At 46.5% G+C, this 15,380-nt stretch carries 12 protein-coding genes; 1 reads left to right on the top strand and 11 read right to left on the bottom strand.

All coding sequences use genetic code 11. The annotated features are described in order from the left end of the window. Position 1: 1 nt before the first annotated feature. The 7 genes from BBD42_RS18570 to BBD42_RS18540 are packed head-to-tail and all read right to left on the bottom strand — an operon-like array spanning position 2 to position 8,797. Positions 2–604 (bottom strand): gamma-glutamyl-gamma-aminobutyrate hydrolase family protein, encoded by a 603-nt coding sequence (locus BBD42_RS18570; RefSeq protein ID WP_099519372.1) that lies wholly within the window; start codon positions 602–604, stop codon positions 2–4. Continuing rightward, on the bottom strand, positions 601–2,931 hold the full coding sequence (locus BBD42_RS18565) for a PEP/pyruvate-binding domain-containing protein (protein ID WP_099519371.1): 2,331 nt from the start codon (positions 2,929–2,931) through the stop codon (positions 601–603). Before BBD42_RS18565 ends, BBD42_RS18570 begins: the two co-directional genes overlap by 4 nt. 20 nt (positions 2,932–2,951) lie before the next feature. Then, on the bottom strand, positions 2,952–5,726 hold the full coding sequence (locus BBD42_RS18560) for an AMP-binding protein (protein ID WP_172455550.1): 2,775 nt from the start codon (positions 5,724–5,726) through the stop codon (positions 2,952–2,954). Then, positions 5,704–6,528: a hypothetical protein gene (locus BBD42_RS18555; RefSeq protein WP_099519369.1), complete on the bottom strand. Its 825-nt coding sequence runs from the start codon at positions 6,526–6,528 to the stop codon at positions 5,704–5,706. Before BBD42_RS18555 ends, BBD42_RS18560 begins: the two co-directional genes overlap by 23 nt. 3 nt (positions 6,529–6,531) lie before the next feature. After that, on the bottom strand, positions 6,532–7,701 hold the full coding sequence (locus tag BBD42_RS18550) for a beta-ketoacyl-[acyl-carrier-protein] synthase family protein (RefSeq protein WP_099519368.1): 1,170 nt from the start codon (positions 7,699–7,701) through the stop codon (positions 6,532–6,534). A gap of 14 nt (positions 7,702–7,715) precedes the next feature. Next, on the bottom strand, positions 7,716–7,976 hold the full coding sequence (locus BBD42_RS18545; protein ID WP_150131569.1) for a hypothetical protein: 261 nt from the start codon (positions 7,974–7,976) through the stop codon (positions 7,716–7,718). 11 nt (positions 7,977–7,987) lie between these two features. Beyond that, positions 7,988–8,797, bottom strand: a complete 810-nt coding sequence (locus tag BBD42_RS18540) for an acyl carrier protein (protein WP_099519366.1) — start codon at positions 8,795–8,797, stop codon at positions 7,988–7,990. A 144-nt stretch (positions 8,798–8,941) separates the two neighbouring features. On the opposite strand from BBD42_RS18540, the gene BBD42_RS18535 reads away from it, so the two are divergent. Next, on the top strand, positions 8,942–10,219 hold the full coding sequence (locus BBD42_RS18535; RefSeq protein ID WP_099519365.1) for an MFS transporter: 1,278 nt from the start codon (positions 8,942–8,944) through the stop codon (positions 10,217–10,219). 352 nt (positions 10,220–10,571) lie between these two features. On the opposite strand, the gene BBD42_RS18530 is transcribed toward BBD42_RS18535, so the two are convergent. The 4 genes from BBD42_RS18530 to BBD42_RS18515 all read right to left on the bottom strand — a co-directional run bounded on the left by BBD42_RS18530 (position 10,572) and on the right by BBD42_RS18515 (position 15,255). Beyond that, positions 10,572–11,432, bottom strand: a complete 861-nt coding sequence (locus BBD42_RS18530) for a 5'-3' exonuclease (RefSeq protein ID WP_099519364.1) — start codon at positions 11,430–11,432, stop codon at positions 10,572–10,574. A gap of 187 nt (positions 11,433–11,619) precedes the next feature. Continuing rightward, complete coding sequence (locus BBD42_RS18525) at positions 11,620–13,326, bottom strand: ABC transporter substrate-binding protein (protein WP_099519363.1); 1,707 nt, start codon at positions 13,324–13,326, stop codon at positions 11,620–11,622. 75 nt (positions 13,327–13,401) lie between these two features. Next, on the bottom strand, positions 13,402–14,304 hold the full coding sequence (locus tag BBD42_RS18520; protein WP_099519362.1) for a carbohydrate ABC transporter permease: 903 nt from the start codon (positions 14,302–14,304) through the stop codon (positions 13,402–13,404). Between the two features lie 12 nt (positions 14,305–14,316). Further along, complete coding sequence (locus tag BBD42_RS18515; RefSeq protein WP_237163538.1) at positions 14,317–15,255, bottom strand: ABC transporter permease; 939 nt, start codon at positions 15,253–15,255, stop codon at positions 14,317–14,319. Positions 15,256–15,380: the final 125 nt, after the last annotated feature.

The following is a 15,380-nucleotide window of genomic DNA, read 5'->3' as shown; positions in this document are numbered from 1 at the left end:
TTCATTCTCCTCCAAATAATTGTTTTATCATGCTCATATCGTTTGGCTCGAACGGCATTTCCCGTTCTGGATGCCACATAATTCCTTTGATGCTGGCATGCTTGTGCATTACCGCCTCAATGGTCCCGTCGGCAGCCCTTGCGGTTACAACGAGCTCCTCCACAGACCTTAGGGCTCCGTAGCGGTGATAGCTGTTTTTGCTCAAGCTGCCTTCGTTCGTGTGCACAGCATGATGCACCGCCACGTGGCCGTCCATTCTCGCAAGTTCAATGCCCCAGAAATCCTGAAGCATTTGCATGCCTCTACACACGCCCAGCAAAGGCATGCCGCTGTCGCATGCATATTGAATGAGAAATCGCTCTACCTCATCCCTCTCCGCTGCCCGCCCGCCATACTTCAGAAGATCGTTGCCTCCCGTCATAATCATGCCTCTGATCGGCAGACGACGCAGCATTTCCTGAACGGTTGGCAAATGATTCGGCAGCAGAATCGGCGTATAGCCGCAGGCGGTTAAAAGGTTGATCCAGCTTTGGTCAATAGCGTCTCTTCGCTCACCATGGCTCGCTACCTCTTCGACACGCATCGTAAGGCCAATCATAATCATTGGATGATCCTCATGTTTTTTCCCGCGCAATCGATGGCAAGCATCTTGGCATTGCCGTAGTGGTTATATAAATTTTCTCCTACTCCAATTACCGCGGGAATCGACAGCTCGCCAGCACGAATAGCCATATGTGAATTGACGCCTCCGTACATCGTTACAAGGCCAGCGATTCCTTTGGAAAAAATCCAGTCATAACCGGGATCGGCACTCGGAAGGAATAAAATGCTTCCCCGCAAGCTTTCATGATCTTCATGCGAGAATGCAATCTTGCTGGTTACCTGATTCATAGTAATAAAATTCGGCTCAAGCTCCGGTTGACTGAAAAACCATACATTAGCGGGCTCGGTAATCAATGGCGGCAGCTCCAGCTGCAAGGTCGCCTCATATCGTTGTTTGCCAGCCTTAACACTATCCAGCAGCAAGCCCTGTATATCGCAATCTGACTCGTAAGCCCGTTTGATCACCTCGATATTGGCAAAGGAAGCCTCCTCCTTCGAGATACCGTATTCCTCCGCCAATTGGCCGAATAGCCGAATCGCCTCGCTCAAGCTTTTTGTAAATACAAACTTGGAATATTCCCTTCCCTCAATCGCGGTCTTAAAAAAGTCGAATAGTCCAAGCACATTGCCTTCTAACAGACCGTGCTCGGTCAGCAAAGCTTGAATCCGTTTATATTGAGCAAGCGAAAGAAAGAACGATGGCTTCTCTATTACACGGTTAAGCTCGCGCGAAGAAGAAAATTCAAAATACTGATCCGGCGCTTCGTCATAACGAGGCGAGCAGATTTCATAGGTTCCAGGCCGTAAATGTCCATACTTCGCTAGAAATTCCTCCATGTCTAGCTGAGCGTAATCTATACTGATTTGTGTACTGACCGTCTCCAGACTGCTCATATAATGATGGTAGTCGCTTTCCGACAGAATACCAATGGAGACGAGGGATCGAAGCATTTGTACCGCTACGAATCCTCCTCTTGCCAGCCCGGCGAATGGCAGCGTACCATAACGCTTGCAGTCCTCCAGCAGCCAATAAATTTTCGAAACCTTGTCGATTGAGCTGTCCAGCAATTCCGACCGCCTTGCTTCCAGCTCATTGATTTTACTCAGATCATTTTGTAATAAGCCATTTTCCGTACATACGATATGATTCGTGAGATCCTTCAGACAAAGACTAAGCTGCTTCAATTCCGGCTTTGTGAATCCATGCTCATAGAGTATCTCCAACCTGATATCCAGATCGAAGGTGAAACAAGAAAATATGATCTCAAACTCGACCTTGTCATGATTCTGGGGGTTATCAATCAAGCTTTGCATATAATAATTCAGGAGCTTCTCGCTTAATTCGGCATCCAGCTCCTTTGGCAAAAAGGAGTTAAAGCTGACTCTTACATCGATATATGGAAATCCTCCCAGATCGATGAGCAGAGGAAAGCTCCTGACATTCTTATATCCGTATCGGCTCCTCTGATAGGCCCATATGCTGTCCGTCACTAATTCTTTATACAGCGATAGTGCGAGCGGCCGAGGCCGAATGCCGATGATTTCAGCTGGATTCCAGTCTGGCATGACACCATAGACCGTTTTGTGACCATAAAGGTAAGGCTGCCTCGCTTGACCTTGCCCTACTTTGTCATAGATCCGTTTTAGTATCGCGGATTGATGGTCAAGGCTTGCCAAGTCGCAGGATAATAACAAGGGCCGAACTTGAAAAAGGTACAGCTTGCCCGACTTGTCCACTGCAAACTCAATATCCAGCCTTGGTGTTTCGAATATGTGCTCCAGTTCATCCATCAAATCAATAATTTGATCCAATGGCCTCACTGCAGGCAGTGGCGAGCCTTTGAAATAATGATAGGTTTTGAGATGATTGGTAGTGCCCGAGGTGACAGCATCGGTTGCGCCGCTGACATCATCGTAGTTGATGACGATATAATTGCCGCCATTATTAGGGTTGACGCCAAAAGCGACGCCGCTTATCGCGACATATGGAAGCATCGGCTGTATGAATACATGATGGATAGGATCCTCGTCTTGATAGGATGCAAGCACCCTGTTAACGGCCTGTATGGCTTCGCTTTCTCCATTCACATCAAGAACGGAATCATAACGCCCTGCATAGGAAGCGGCAATCCCATCCTCCCAAGCCGCACTGCTTCGTACAATGAGTGGCGCCCCCGACCATGAAAGCTGCTTAAGGCTGTTTAAAATATCCGATTGGCGATAACGCCACTCATATGCGGTAAATTGAAGCTGGGGCAGAACGATTGCACACTTGACTAGTCTCTCAAGCCTCTCCAACGTTTCTGATTTTGTACCGAATAGGATCAACCCACTCTCACCCAGCTCCCTTATCGCACTGCATGGTCCGCTTGACGCTCAGACAATAATTGGACTTGATATTCCAATCTGTCGGTGTCGCCAAGCTCATGCTCTTCTGCGAGTAATTTCATACATAGACGATGGACCATCGTACGAAGAATGGCAGAGTTCTCTACGAACTCTCCATATTGCTTCTCAAACTTAAACGGGAATGCCAAAAGCTCCATCAGGTTATCGTAGTTGTAATAGTCGTGTCCGGGATATCCCCATGCCCGGTATTTAATCCGAAGCATGCTCTCAAGCCTGAATTTGTCGAAAGAAGACAATAACTCATCATAAGATTTCGAGATGGTGCGTGTATTAAATCCGGATACAACCTCGGATGTTAATGAATTCCACCATTTCATCCCGCCAAACGTGCTGTGAAGCAAACTTTCATCCCAATCAATGCCCAGATGCTTGCATATCAGCTCAAGAGTAGCCTTTGGCTTTACATGCAAATCCTCTAGCTTCACCAAATACGTCCGGTCTGTCCAGCGTTCCGTTACAGGGACACCATGGAACAAAGCTTGCAGTTGAAAGCATAAGTTGTAGACACTCGCTTTGCCTGCATGCAATTGGTAGTTCAATGCGGAAGCAAACGCAATAACAGGATTTCGAATCATATGAAATAATTTAGCGTAGGGAAAAAGCTCAATGAACTGCTCGGTCTCCGCGACGCTCGTGCCGAAGTGAATGCCCCCTTCAATAATGACCGGAAGCTCTGAGTTAAAATCATAGGTTCTTCCCAACGCGCAGGATGCCGCTAGCTGTACGGCTTGATAGAAAAAAGTCATGTCCATCAGATCAGCCGTCTCCGTAATTTCCAGGAATGCCGTCTTAAATCGGGCTCGATCAATCGCGAAAATTTGATCTCTGCCTTCACCTAAGGCGCACATCCCGTTCTGCTTCGGTTCTTCGAGTATGCAGCCTTCGTTGAACTCGCCAGGGAACGTTTTGAATATGGCATCAACGATTTCCTGGTGGTCCATGCGCCCTTCACGCGGTTTGATCGTTGATTGCCACAGCTTGAAAATTTCCACGCCGTTCAACATCGTTAATATAATATTCGGATGGCCGTCCAGCAGACTTTTCATCAAATGCGTGCCGCTTCTCCCGTAGCAATAAACACTAACCATTTTATTTAATGAAGCCGCATAGTCTTTCTTCGTGAATGCAGCGTGCTCCATAAGGATGTGAATACGCGCAAGCTCTTTCTCAATCTTCAACAAATCTTCATTAGAGACTGAAAAACGTTTCGCTCTCCTATAGAGATCATTGGCTTCCAGCAGCCGGCCTTGCTTTTCGAACACGGATCCGAGATCCAGCAGCAGGGACACCTTTTGAGGTTCTTGGTACAGCTGCTTCTGCAACCGTTCCTCCTCACGATTCAGCGAATGGGGATTCATCCGAATCAACTTGCCAGTCGATGTTCTTGGAAGCTTCCTTGCCCAATAAAACCTTCTAGGCACTTTATAATCGGCCATGTGTTCTCGGCACCATTCCAGCAAGCTGGACTCCAGCAATGATTCTTGCCGCTCGACATGAGCTTCAATAATCTGGTTGTCCTCTGACAAACAGACAAGCACATCACGGATTTCGGGGTGGTTCTTCAGCTTAAGCTCGATCTCCTGGAGATTCACTTTAAGTCCGCCGATAATCTTGATACTGTCTGAACGCCCGGCTAAATATAAAATCTGCTCCTCGTTGATGGAACCGGTATCCGATGTGTTGAACCATCCCTTGCTCCATCTTTCGTTCACGGTGCGAGGCAGATAAGGAGATTCCAGCAATTCTGCCAGCACCTCATCGTTCTCAATTCGCAAGCTTACTCCCGGTAACGGACGACCGACGCTCTCCGGATATTTGCCGTCCCAATCCATGGTCAGAACTCCGGTCTCGCTTGTCCCGTACTGCTGACCGATCGTGACGCCATATCTCTCGTAAAAAGCTTGATACACCTCTAGAGAAAGAGCCTCCCCTGCAGAAATCGCATGCTTAAGCTCAGGGAGCGGCTCAGGCCCAGGCGCTTGTCCCAATAATTGATAGTGGAACGGAACGCCATACATCACCGTAATCCTTTCCTCCCGGAGTGTCTGAAGGATAGATAGGCTCTGGTGATTTCGTGGAAAATATAAGCAAGCTCCCGTGAATAAGGTGAGCAGTAGTCCATTAAGTAAACCGAATGTATGCGTAAGCGGAGACAAGGCCAAAACACGATCATCGCGTGATAATAAAGGTACAGCTGTCAATTTGTGCAGATCGCCAAGGATCGCTTCTGCCGTTCTGCCGATTGCTTTCGGCTTGCCCGTAGAGCCCGATGTGAACAAATGAAGCACGCATTCGGGCTCGCAGCCTTTGCTTTGCTGGAGCTTCACGATTTCGAAGGAAACTTTTTCGGCAAAGCTTGCTAGCGGATGACTCTGATCGGTTGAGCAAATATAATAGTGTGGCCCATATTCCTGCAGCAACGCCTCGGTTTCCGTCTGTTTCAAACGGCTGTCCAGCAGCATCGCCTGAGCTCCTTGTTTCCATACGGCAAATAACAAAAAAACAAAAGTCAGGGAGCTTTTGATTTGCAGCGCAACGAGATCCCCTTCCTTGACGCCTGCTTCCGCTAGCTGCAGCCGCCCACTTTCGATTTCCTCGAAAAGCTGCCCGTACGTTACGGAAGAAGAGAATTTCATTGCCAATTGAGAGGGCTCAGCTGAGTTTGAAATCAACGCCTGATAGAATGCTTGCTTATCGATTGAGTTTAATAGCATGGCAGCCTCCTCCGAATTCATAATCGTAGATAATAACCGGGGCAGCTACTTCCCTTTTTTTTAACCGATCCACTGCAATGACCAGATCCGCTAGCCCTTGATTGCCGGCAAACGGTCGTACAGGTGGCTCGGTGCTCAAGGGCTCAGTTGAGCTTTCGACCGCTTCAATATAAATAAGAAGCTCATCGCCAGATTCTGGGAGAACATCTCCCTTGGCGGATTCCAGTAAGAGCGAGATGGCATGATCGCATGATCGCAAGGCTGCCTCTGAATCAACAAGCTCCGCAAGCAATTCGTCGGAACGGCTGCTTTGCAGCTCCACACCAATGACGAGTACCTGCTCAACATCTGGTTGATCCATATAGATTTCTGCTAGATCGAGCAAGGAAACAAGTCCGTTCCCGAAGTGGGAGACCGCTGATATCATACCGGTAAAGCCAAATTGTTTAGAAGCGTAGCCAAGAATGGAATTAGGAACGGATTGATAGAACAATAAAGGATTATGGACTTTGCCTTGAAGCAAATTCTGGCTTGCCCGATCTGCAGTAGCCGTATCGCCAAATGCACTGCCAAGCAAAATAGCCAGCTTCTGATGAGAGCGAATCGTCCCCGACTCCACATGGGTTTTCAAAATTTGATACACCATAGGATTGAAGGCGGATTCGATAAAACCGGGGACGGGCTCTATTGCAATCGACCGGGCCTGTTCTTCCGCCGCTTTAAGCATATCCGCATAATCGGCCAGACCTTCGATGGAATGCCCCCATGGACCGATGCATGCAGTCGCTGTCACCTTCAGCATAAATTACCCCCTCTCAACCGATTTTTGCAGAACAATAGCCGTATTGTTGCCTCCGAAGGAGGCATTTAAATTGATGACCTTGTTCAGCTGCTTCTTCCTTGGGTAATTCGGTACATAGTCCAAGTCGCAATGGGGATCCTTCTCTTCATAACCCATCGTGGGTGGAATCGTGTTGTGCTTCATAGCCATGATGGAGAGAGCCGTCTCAACTGCTCCCGTACCTTCGAGAATATGTCCCGTCATCGTCTTCGTCGATGAGATCGGAATATCATAAGCCCTCGTGCCAAACGCCCGCTTAATCGCCGCCGTTTCTGCACGGTCATTAAGAGGAGTGCCAGTCCCATGGGCATGAATATAATCTATTTCTTCCTTCTGAATAGAAGCAGCGGCCAATGCCCGTTCAATGGCGAGCGCCATACCGCTTCCTTCCGGATGAGGCTGGCACACATGGAAGGCGTCGCAGGACAGTCCCCAGCCAAGCATTTCGGCCAGAATCGAAGCGCCGCGCTTCTCGGCATGCTCCAGGCTTTCGAGCATGAGCATAGCGCCTCCGTCTCCGAGCAGCATTCCTGATCGATTGGCCGAAAATGCCCTTACTTGGCCGTCAGCAGCAAAGGTGCGTCCCGAATTGAATTTCGCAAACATCTCCTCGGTCACAAGGGAATATCCGCCGCAAAGCGCAGTATCCGATTCCCCCCTCCGGATAAGCTCGTAAGCGACGCCAATCGCGTTGCTGGAAGCAATACAGGCATTGTTTAAACTTATTGTTTTGCCGTTGCCCTTAAGCCGATAAAGGTCAGCCAATACTTTCAAGTGGTAGGATGGCAAAAATTCCGATAGCGGTATAGCTGAATGTTGCCCCGAGGACTTCATCCTCCAGTACTGTTGAAGCGCATTGTAATCGCCTTGCAGGCCGAGTACGATGGACGAATCCGATAAATCGTGCAGGCCGGAGGAAGCAACGGCCTCCTCGGCCAAGCGTATCCCCAGTCCGAGCAAGGTGCCCTTGAAATCGGATTCCGCTGCAAAAGCAGTCCGGAAAGGCGTGCTGTCGAAGCGTGTAACCGGCCTGAAATGATGTTCTCCCGTAAGCACGCTTCTCTTAACGGCCTCTTCTCCGAAGCCGCTTGGAATCATTAATCCGATCCCTGTTATCACTACCCGATTGAACATCGCGTACTCCTTTCTCACATCGTGTTCGTATGCCTCTTGATCATTACTCCCTTCTCCTGGATAAGCCTGTAAATGGCATGGATGGAGTCGAAGCGCTCGTAGTCCCCGTCTTCTAGCTGCAAATGGATATGATTGCGATGCTCCAGCATGTCGAGAAACCAGATGAGGCACAATGAATCCATCATAATAAGCGAATCATCGTTGAGCTCATCCGGCCTTGAGACAAACAGCTGATTTTCCAGCAGCAGCCTTTTGATGGCCTCCTTACTTATCAACGGGCTCTCGTTCATACCGCATTGGCTCGCTCATGCAAAGTGCCGATCAGTTGCCCGACTGTGTACCCGCTAATTTCAATGAGCTCGCTATCGGCTATAGTCAAGCCAAGCTGCGCCTCTATTCTTGCAGCAAGCTCGATAATTTGAATAGAATCAAGCGCGAGCCCCTCATCCCCAAGCGGCATCGTCTCATCAACCTCGTCTGGATTCATCTGTATATTCATCTGTCTAATAATCATATTTATTACTTCATCAAACATTTGTTGTCTGTTCATTCTATCGTGGTCCCCTTCCTCATCCATAAATGGCTGGGTCGATTTGGTGTTCATTCGGATTATATCCGGATTAAAATATTCGATAAGATGTACCCCGCTATCCTGAAAAGGAGGAAAAGTCATCTTATATTCCTTAAATGGAACCCGGCGATGCTCTTGAAATTGAAGGCGATATGGTTTATCGAATAAATCCACCGCCTCGGCTGTGAGCCTCCAGCCGTTCTGAATCATGGTTCTAATATCCCGAGTATGGCTCGCTCTCAGCACATGGCCGATTCCTTCCCTCTCACTGATAATTCGCTCCAGCAGCACAGGGGGAACGTAGGCCGGATCAATTAAAACGATATTCTGCGACACATAACGTTGCTCCCTCTCTGTAATCAGGAACGACTCGCGCAATATCTTCCCTCCGGACACATGAGATTGGCTCGCGACAATGGGCTGCAGCCGACCCATCGTTATAATCTCAAGCATATCCGTTGTACGGCTGTTTGAGGTCACGAGCATTTGCAAAATAATCCACTCCAATCGACTCAGGTCTTCCAAATTGTATTCACCTCCTTTCTATGATTCGTTAATAGCTGAAATCGCATAATGTATCCACATTTTAAGGTTCTGTTGTAGGTGTAGGCAGTTCGTGGTATTTTTAATCAAAGATGGAAAGAACAAGATTATTAGGAGCGATCAATCATGGTACAAAGAGTAAAACGGTTTTTATCTGCGTCCGATTTTTTCGGGAACAAGTTTATACGCGTCATTCTGATATCCAGTCTGTTTCTGCAAATAGGCGTCTGGATGCGGAACTTTGCCATTCTACTGTTCGTTATGGAAATGACGAACAACGATACCGTTGCCGTGTCGATGCTCTATGTCGCCGAATTTGCTCCGATTCTCATCTTCTCTGTCATCGGCGGAACCTTTGCGGATCGTTGGAAACCCAAAAAAACGATGATTTACTGCGATTTGCTCAGTGCCCTATCGCTGCTGGCCATCTTGGCGGCCTTATTGTTAGGCTCATGGAAAGCGATATTCTTCACGACACTGCTATCCGCGGTTTTATCGCAATTCTCGCAGCCCTCCGGGATGAAGTTATTTAAGCAGCATGTACCGGAGGAGCATATTCAGACGGGCATGGCGATGTACCAAACGTTAACCAGCGTCTTTGTTGTCATAGGTCCGGTATTTGGCACTTTCGTTTATAGCGCATACGGCATCAACGTTTCGCTCGCATTAGTAGCCGTCGCATTTGTTTTGTCAGCCGTCACTTTAACCTTGCTGCCACCAGACAAGCTGGGCAAAATCGGGGACAAGAGGGAGTCCTTCTGGTTTGAATTGCGCGGCGGATTTACATATGTTCTTCAAAATCCGGCACTTCGTTTGCTCGGCATCGCCTTCGGCCTAGGGGGACTTGCGGTCGGTATCATTCAGCCGCTCGGCATTTTCATCGTCGTTGATCAGCTGCAATTGGATAAAGAATATTATCAGTGGTTTGCCAGTACCAATGTTGTAGCAACCGTTGCTGGAGGTTTATTAGTTGTAGGAATCTCGAAGCTTGTACCCTCTCAGAAAATTTTAGCCATCGGCAATCTCTTTAGCGCCTTTTCCGTCATCGGTATCGGATTTTCAACTTATCTCTCCTTATCTCTGGCGATGCAGTTCATTCGCGGTTTTGTCCTCCCCTTCATACAAGTAGGAATTAACTCCATTGTCATGAAAACGACGGATGAAGCTTATGTCGGAAGAGTTAACGGGGCTTTTGGCCCGATCTTCATGGGCTCCATGGTGCTCATGACCATGGTTTCCGGATGGCTTAGCACGTTCCTGCCATTAGCCTTCATGTACCTGTGCTCGGGCATTTTGTTTGTTGTCTCCACAGCTGTCATCTCTCTAATGTTTCGTTTGAAGCTTCAGATCAACCCGATTGCCGAAAGCACTAGCAATAATCAACAAACTTCGCAATCCATGTAACGACTATACAATTTCGATCGATTCCAAGATATTATCTTTATTTTACGGATTAACATTTATTAAAATGTGCGGATTCACCTTTTTTCAACCTTTACCATTTTTTAATATTAGCTCTATTCCCCTATGAAATTGGCGCTGTTCACAAGTGCAGCCATGCATAGATGGGTGTACAAATCAAACAAGCCCATGCTCGTTTGCATGGGCCTTAGAATATAAAGTAACTCACGCTTTATCCGAAGCGATGGGTTTCATTTTTTTGTTTTGAGTTCAGGAAATTAGAGAATGGTTAATGAGGCCTATGAAAAATAAAAAGGCTATCGAGATGTCCTCGATAGCCTTCGCTAATTAGTCTTTAACCAATCATTTTTAATAAAGAGGTTAGCCTATATTTTTCAAATAACATTGTTGCTGATTCCAAATTGACCTCCCATAAACACTCATCGAAGGAGCATTCAATCGGAACCTCAATGTTAATTCTGGCAAGAGTTCTTGAAAGATGCAGCATCTCTAAATCAGATTCAATTTTCGCTTTAATGCTTTTCGGCAAAAGGTTTAAATTGCTTAGTATGCCGTCGATTGACTCGTATTCGCTCAATAATTTAAGTGCGGTTTTTTCCCCTATGCCCTTCACCCCAGGATAATTATCACTTGTATCCCCTGTAAGGCCCTTCATTTCGATGACCTGGAAAGGATGAATGCCTTTATCAACCTTCAGGAAATCTAAATCATAAACAGCATAATTGGATCTGCCCTTCTTCATGATTATTACATGAATGCGCTCATCCACCAACTGGAGCATGTCTTGATCACCTGTTAGAACATAGACATGCCCAAGATTACTAAAACGTTTCGATACCGTTCCGATGCAATCATCTGCTTCGTAGCCCTCCAGTCCAATGTTTGGAATTTGAAGAGCAGCAACAACATCCTTTACCAAAGAGAACTGTGGAATTAAATCTTCAGGTGCGCTTGGCCTGTTTGCTTTATAATTTGAATATAAGTCAGATCGAAAAGTTTTACTTCCCATATCCCAACAGCATACGACATGCGTCGGCTGAAATTGATTTACCGCATCAAAGAAATACTGAAAAAAACCAAAGATGGCATTTGTGGGAGTTCCATCTTCCAAGCGTCTAGCGCTATACGATTGAGCAAAATAAGCTCTGAAAAGAAGAGCCATTCCGTCAACAATTAGAACTTTATTTTCGTTCATTATACATGCTCATCCTTTTCGTTTAATATCAACTTTAATAATAGGGCAGCACTCCCCAATTAGCAAATGCAAATATAAAGTTGGATGTAATTTCAAACCGACTAATGCAACATTTTCATCTTATGGTGTATGCATACGGACATCAAAAAAGCCCGCGTTAGCAGGCTCTTCCTTGTCAGTAATGAGATCAATCATTCCAAAGGGATACGCGTTCTTTTACAAGAGCTTCGTAGCCGGTCTCCATCTTCTCTACGCCAGCATCAATCAAATCTTTCTGATACGTATCCCAAATCGCATCGAACTCTCCCTCTTTTGCCATAATCGCTTGCGGAATACGTTTCCATGTAATGTCTCTCATCATTCTTTCTTGCAAAACATTTGTTTCGCTGTCAGCCGGAACCGTGATGTTCCATGCCGCGCCCCACGGACGAACAGGGAACTCCTTAGGCTGCGGGAACAATTCTAGCCACGTTTTCACCCCATAAGCAGCAAGCGTCTCTTTTTCTGCTTCATTCTGGGAAGCAATAATCTGGTCCGGAAAGTTGGTTGTATAATAGTTGCCCGTAGAATCCAGTACGCCATCTCCATATCGGGCACCTAAGTAGGTATAGAAGCCGATACCACTTTCCTTCTGAAAGCCCGTAGGATCGTTTTTCTTCTTATCATTGACTACTGTTGGAATGACGCGCTTACCATTCTCCACGTTGTAATGCTGGCCTTCTACACCCCAATTAAGAAGGATTTGTCCTTCTTCAGAAGCTAGGTAATCCAAGAATTTGATTGCTCTTACCGGATCTGGATTATCCACTGTAATACCAATACCCCAACCTGCCATAAAACCTGTCGGCCAAAGAGATCCGTCTTTATATTTATCCGACAAAGCTACCGGATACCTGCCGTAGCCATATTCTAATTTTCCTTCTGCTTTCAAAGCATTTTCAGCATCAGCGTAATCCCACACTTGATCGATTAATCCTAGAACACGGCCAGAAGCGATTTTTGCCTTGTATTGGTCATATTTCTGCACGAAACTGTTTGAATCTAGCAGCCCTTCTAGGTACATATGGTTCAGCCATCGGAAGTATTCTTTCTCTTCCGGGCGGCGATAGTGGTAGATAACCTCTTGGGTTTCGATATTGATGTTATACTCACCATCATCCGGAGCACCCGTCGCCCAAAATGCCGGGTTCGTAACGGAGATGAGGATGCGCCAGTCGTCAGCATTCAGTGTGAGGCCGATGTTCGGATTACCGTTCTCATCAGTCGGGTGCTTCTCTAAGTATGCTTTGATTGCATTCTCAAAGTCTTGGACCGTTTCAATCTTTGGATAACCGAGTTCTTTAACAACTCGGTGCTGGAGCTTGAACCCGCCATCTGTCTCGAATGGTCCACCACCTGCGGCGGAGTAAGTCGGGATGACATAGATCGCTTTGTCTTCGTTGCTGTAACGCAGTCGCTTCATTTCATCTCCAAACATCTTTTTGATATTCGGAGCATGCTTTTCAATCAGGTCAGTTAAATCTAGCATCGCACCTGCCTCAACAAGTTTGCTAAGCTCCCCCTTAGGATTAATCATGTCCGGATATTCACCTGATGCCGCAATTAAAGATATTTTCTGGGAGGAATCACCGACTGCAAATTCTCCGTCAAGTGTAACACCCGTTGCTTTCGTAATCTCCTTGCCGACAGCATCTTGCATTTTTTGCCAATTTGGGCTCTCGTCAGCACTATACAGGCTAAACGTGATCGAATCAAGTGATTCGCCCTCAATATTGCCCGTGTTCACATTGTTTCCTGTATTACCTTCTTTATTATTGCCCGAGCAGCCTGCCAGCAAGCCGACAAGCAACGCAGCAGACAACGTGAGACTCAACCATTTTCTTTTGCTGTTCATTCCGTACCCTCCTCTTTATATTAGGCACTGCTTGTATTGTATACACAGGTTTCCCTGCCATTACCGGAATAGGGTCTAGCTCTTCACCGCGCCAAGCGTCATGCCCTTTACGAAATACTTTTGCAAGAAAGGGTATACTACGAGAATTGGCAGTGTGACGACCATCGTAATAGCCATCTTGACGGATTCAGGCGATATCTTGGACATAACCTCAGACATGTTCTGGGAGCGGTAATCCGTGCTAGCCTGTGTACTTTGCAGCACCTTCATCAATTCGAACTGCAGTGTTGTCAAATGTGCTTTAGATGAGTTGAACAAATACGTATCAAACCAAGAATTCCATTGGCCGACTGCCAGAAATAGCGCAATCGTTGCCAATGCAGGCTTCGTGAGTGGCAGAATAATTCGCCAGTAGATTGTAAAATCGTTAGCTCCGTCTAATTTGGCTGATTCCTGAAGTGCGTAAGGCAACCCATCGATAAACGACCGGATGACGAATACGTTGAACGCACTAACAATGCCAGGTAAAATATACACTGCAAACGAGTTCATCATGCCCAGATCGCGGACGAGAAGAAAGCCCGGAATCAAGCCGCCTGATACGTACATTGTGAGCGCCAGAAAAACAGATATGAACCGCCTTCCTTGGAAGTCGCTGCGACTGAGTGTGAAGGCCAGCATCGAGGCGCTAATCAGTCCGACGATCGTACCAAGCACAGTGCGGAGTGCGGAGTTTTTAAAGCCGGTCAAGAGACCTTCGTATGTGAAGATGATTTTATAGTTTTCTAGCGTAAATACCCGAGGATAGATCGTGATTCCCCCACGTACGCTGTCAATCGAGTCATTTAACGAAATGGCTGCCACGTTAAGAAAGGGATATAAGGTCACAATGGTCATGGTAATAACAAAGGTATAAATAAAGATATCAAATAGGCGATCCGAAGCAGACACCTCTTGGCGCTTTCTTATCTTAGACATACTGGTGCCTCCCTACATAATGCTTTCTTTTGTGAAACGTTTGAAAATGCCGTTCGCTGTCAATAACAGCAATACACTTACAACCGAATTAAAAATATTGACTGCTGTACCGAAAGAGAATCGTCCCATGTTAAGGCCAAAATTTAGTGCATATAAATCAAGAACTTGCGAGTAATCGCGTACAAGACTATTTCCGAGAAGGAACTGCTTCTCGAACCCGATACTAATCAGATGACCGATCGACATAATTAACAAAATAACAATGGTTGTCCGTATGCCCGGCAATGTAATGTGCCAGATCTGCTGAATTCTGTTCGCTCCGTCGACTTTAGCCGCCTCGTATAGCTCGGGACCAATACCCGCAATCGCAGCCAAATAAATAATGGCATTCCAGCCCATCTCTTTCCACATGTCCGACACCGTAACGATCCCCCAGAATAGCTCGCCTTTCGCCATAAACTGAATGGGCTCTTGAATAATGCCAACCCACAGCAAAATATCGTTGATAGCGCCATTCTCCGTCGAGAGCATCTTCGTAACGATACCGGCGACAACGACCCATGATACAAAGTGGGGCAAATAAGAGACAGTCTGTGCAAAACGCTTGAAAGCCATTGACTTTATTTCATTCAGAGTGATGGCAAATATAATAGGTACCGTAAAACCAGCAATTAATCCCATGAAGCTCATGGCAAGTGTGTTGCGCAAGACTATATAGAACATATCATCATGGAATAATGCCACAAAGTGATCGAATCCTACCCATTCCTGCTCCCAAAATGACCGTCCTGGACGGTATTTTTGAAAAGCCATCGTCCATCCCCAAAGAGGTAAATAACTGAATACGAAAGCCCAAATAACGAATGGCAATGACATTGCGTATAGATAACGATTGCGCAGAGCGTTACGCAAAAATTGTTTGCTTCTTTCCCTTTTCGATGGTTGTAATATCCTTCTAGCTGTTTCCAATTTCAAGTGCCTCCCTACGTCTAGCTCGACCACTTTTTTGTGATCGTTACTAACGAATATGATTGCCTGGTCTCAAGCCACAGTTTACATTTTATGTCCTACTGATA

The organism is Paenibacillus sp. BIHB 4019, assembly GCF_002741035.1.
Lineage (GTDB): Bacteria > Bacillota > Bacilli > Paenibacillales > Paenibacillaceae > Pristimantibacillus.
The sequence above is the reverse complement of the archived record's forward strand: the minus strand, read 5'-3'. Positions and strand labels throughout refer to the sequence as shown.

Coding starts and splice junctions, on each gene's coding strand:
- BBD42_RS18570 (WP_099519372.1), bottom strand. CDS start 604: ATGATTATGATTGGCCTTACGATGCGTGTCGAAGAGGTAGCGAGCCAT.
- BBD42_RS18560 (WP_172455550.1), bottom strand. CDS start 5,726: ATGCTATTAAACTCAATCGATAAGCAAGCATTCTATCAGGCGTTGATT.
- BBD42_RS18555 (WP_099519369.1), bottom strand. CDS start 6,528: ATGCTGAAGGTGACAGCGACTGCATGCATCGGTCCATGGGGGCATTCC.
- BBD42_RS18550 (WP_099519368.1), bottom strand. CDS start 7,701: ATGTTCAATCGGGTAGTGATAACAGGGATCGGATTAATGATTCCAAGC.
- BBD42_RS18535 (WP_099519365.1), top strand. CDS start 8,942: ATGGTACAAAGAGTAAAACGGTTTTTATCTGCGTCCGATTTTTTCGGG.
- BBD42_RS18530 (WP_099519364.1), bottom strand. CDS start 11,432: ATGAACGAAAATAAAGTTCTAATTGTTGACGGAATGGCTCTTCTTTTC.
- BBD42_RS18525 (WP_099519363.1), bottom strand. CDS start 13,326: ATGAACAGCAAAAGAAAATGGTTGAGTCTCACGTTGTCTGCTGCGTTG.
- BBD42_RS18520 (WP_099519362.1), bottom strand. CDS start 14,304: ATGTCTAAGATAAGAAAGCGCCAAGAGGTGTCTGCTTCGGATCGCCTA.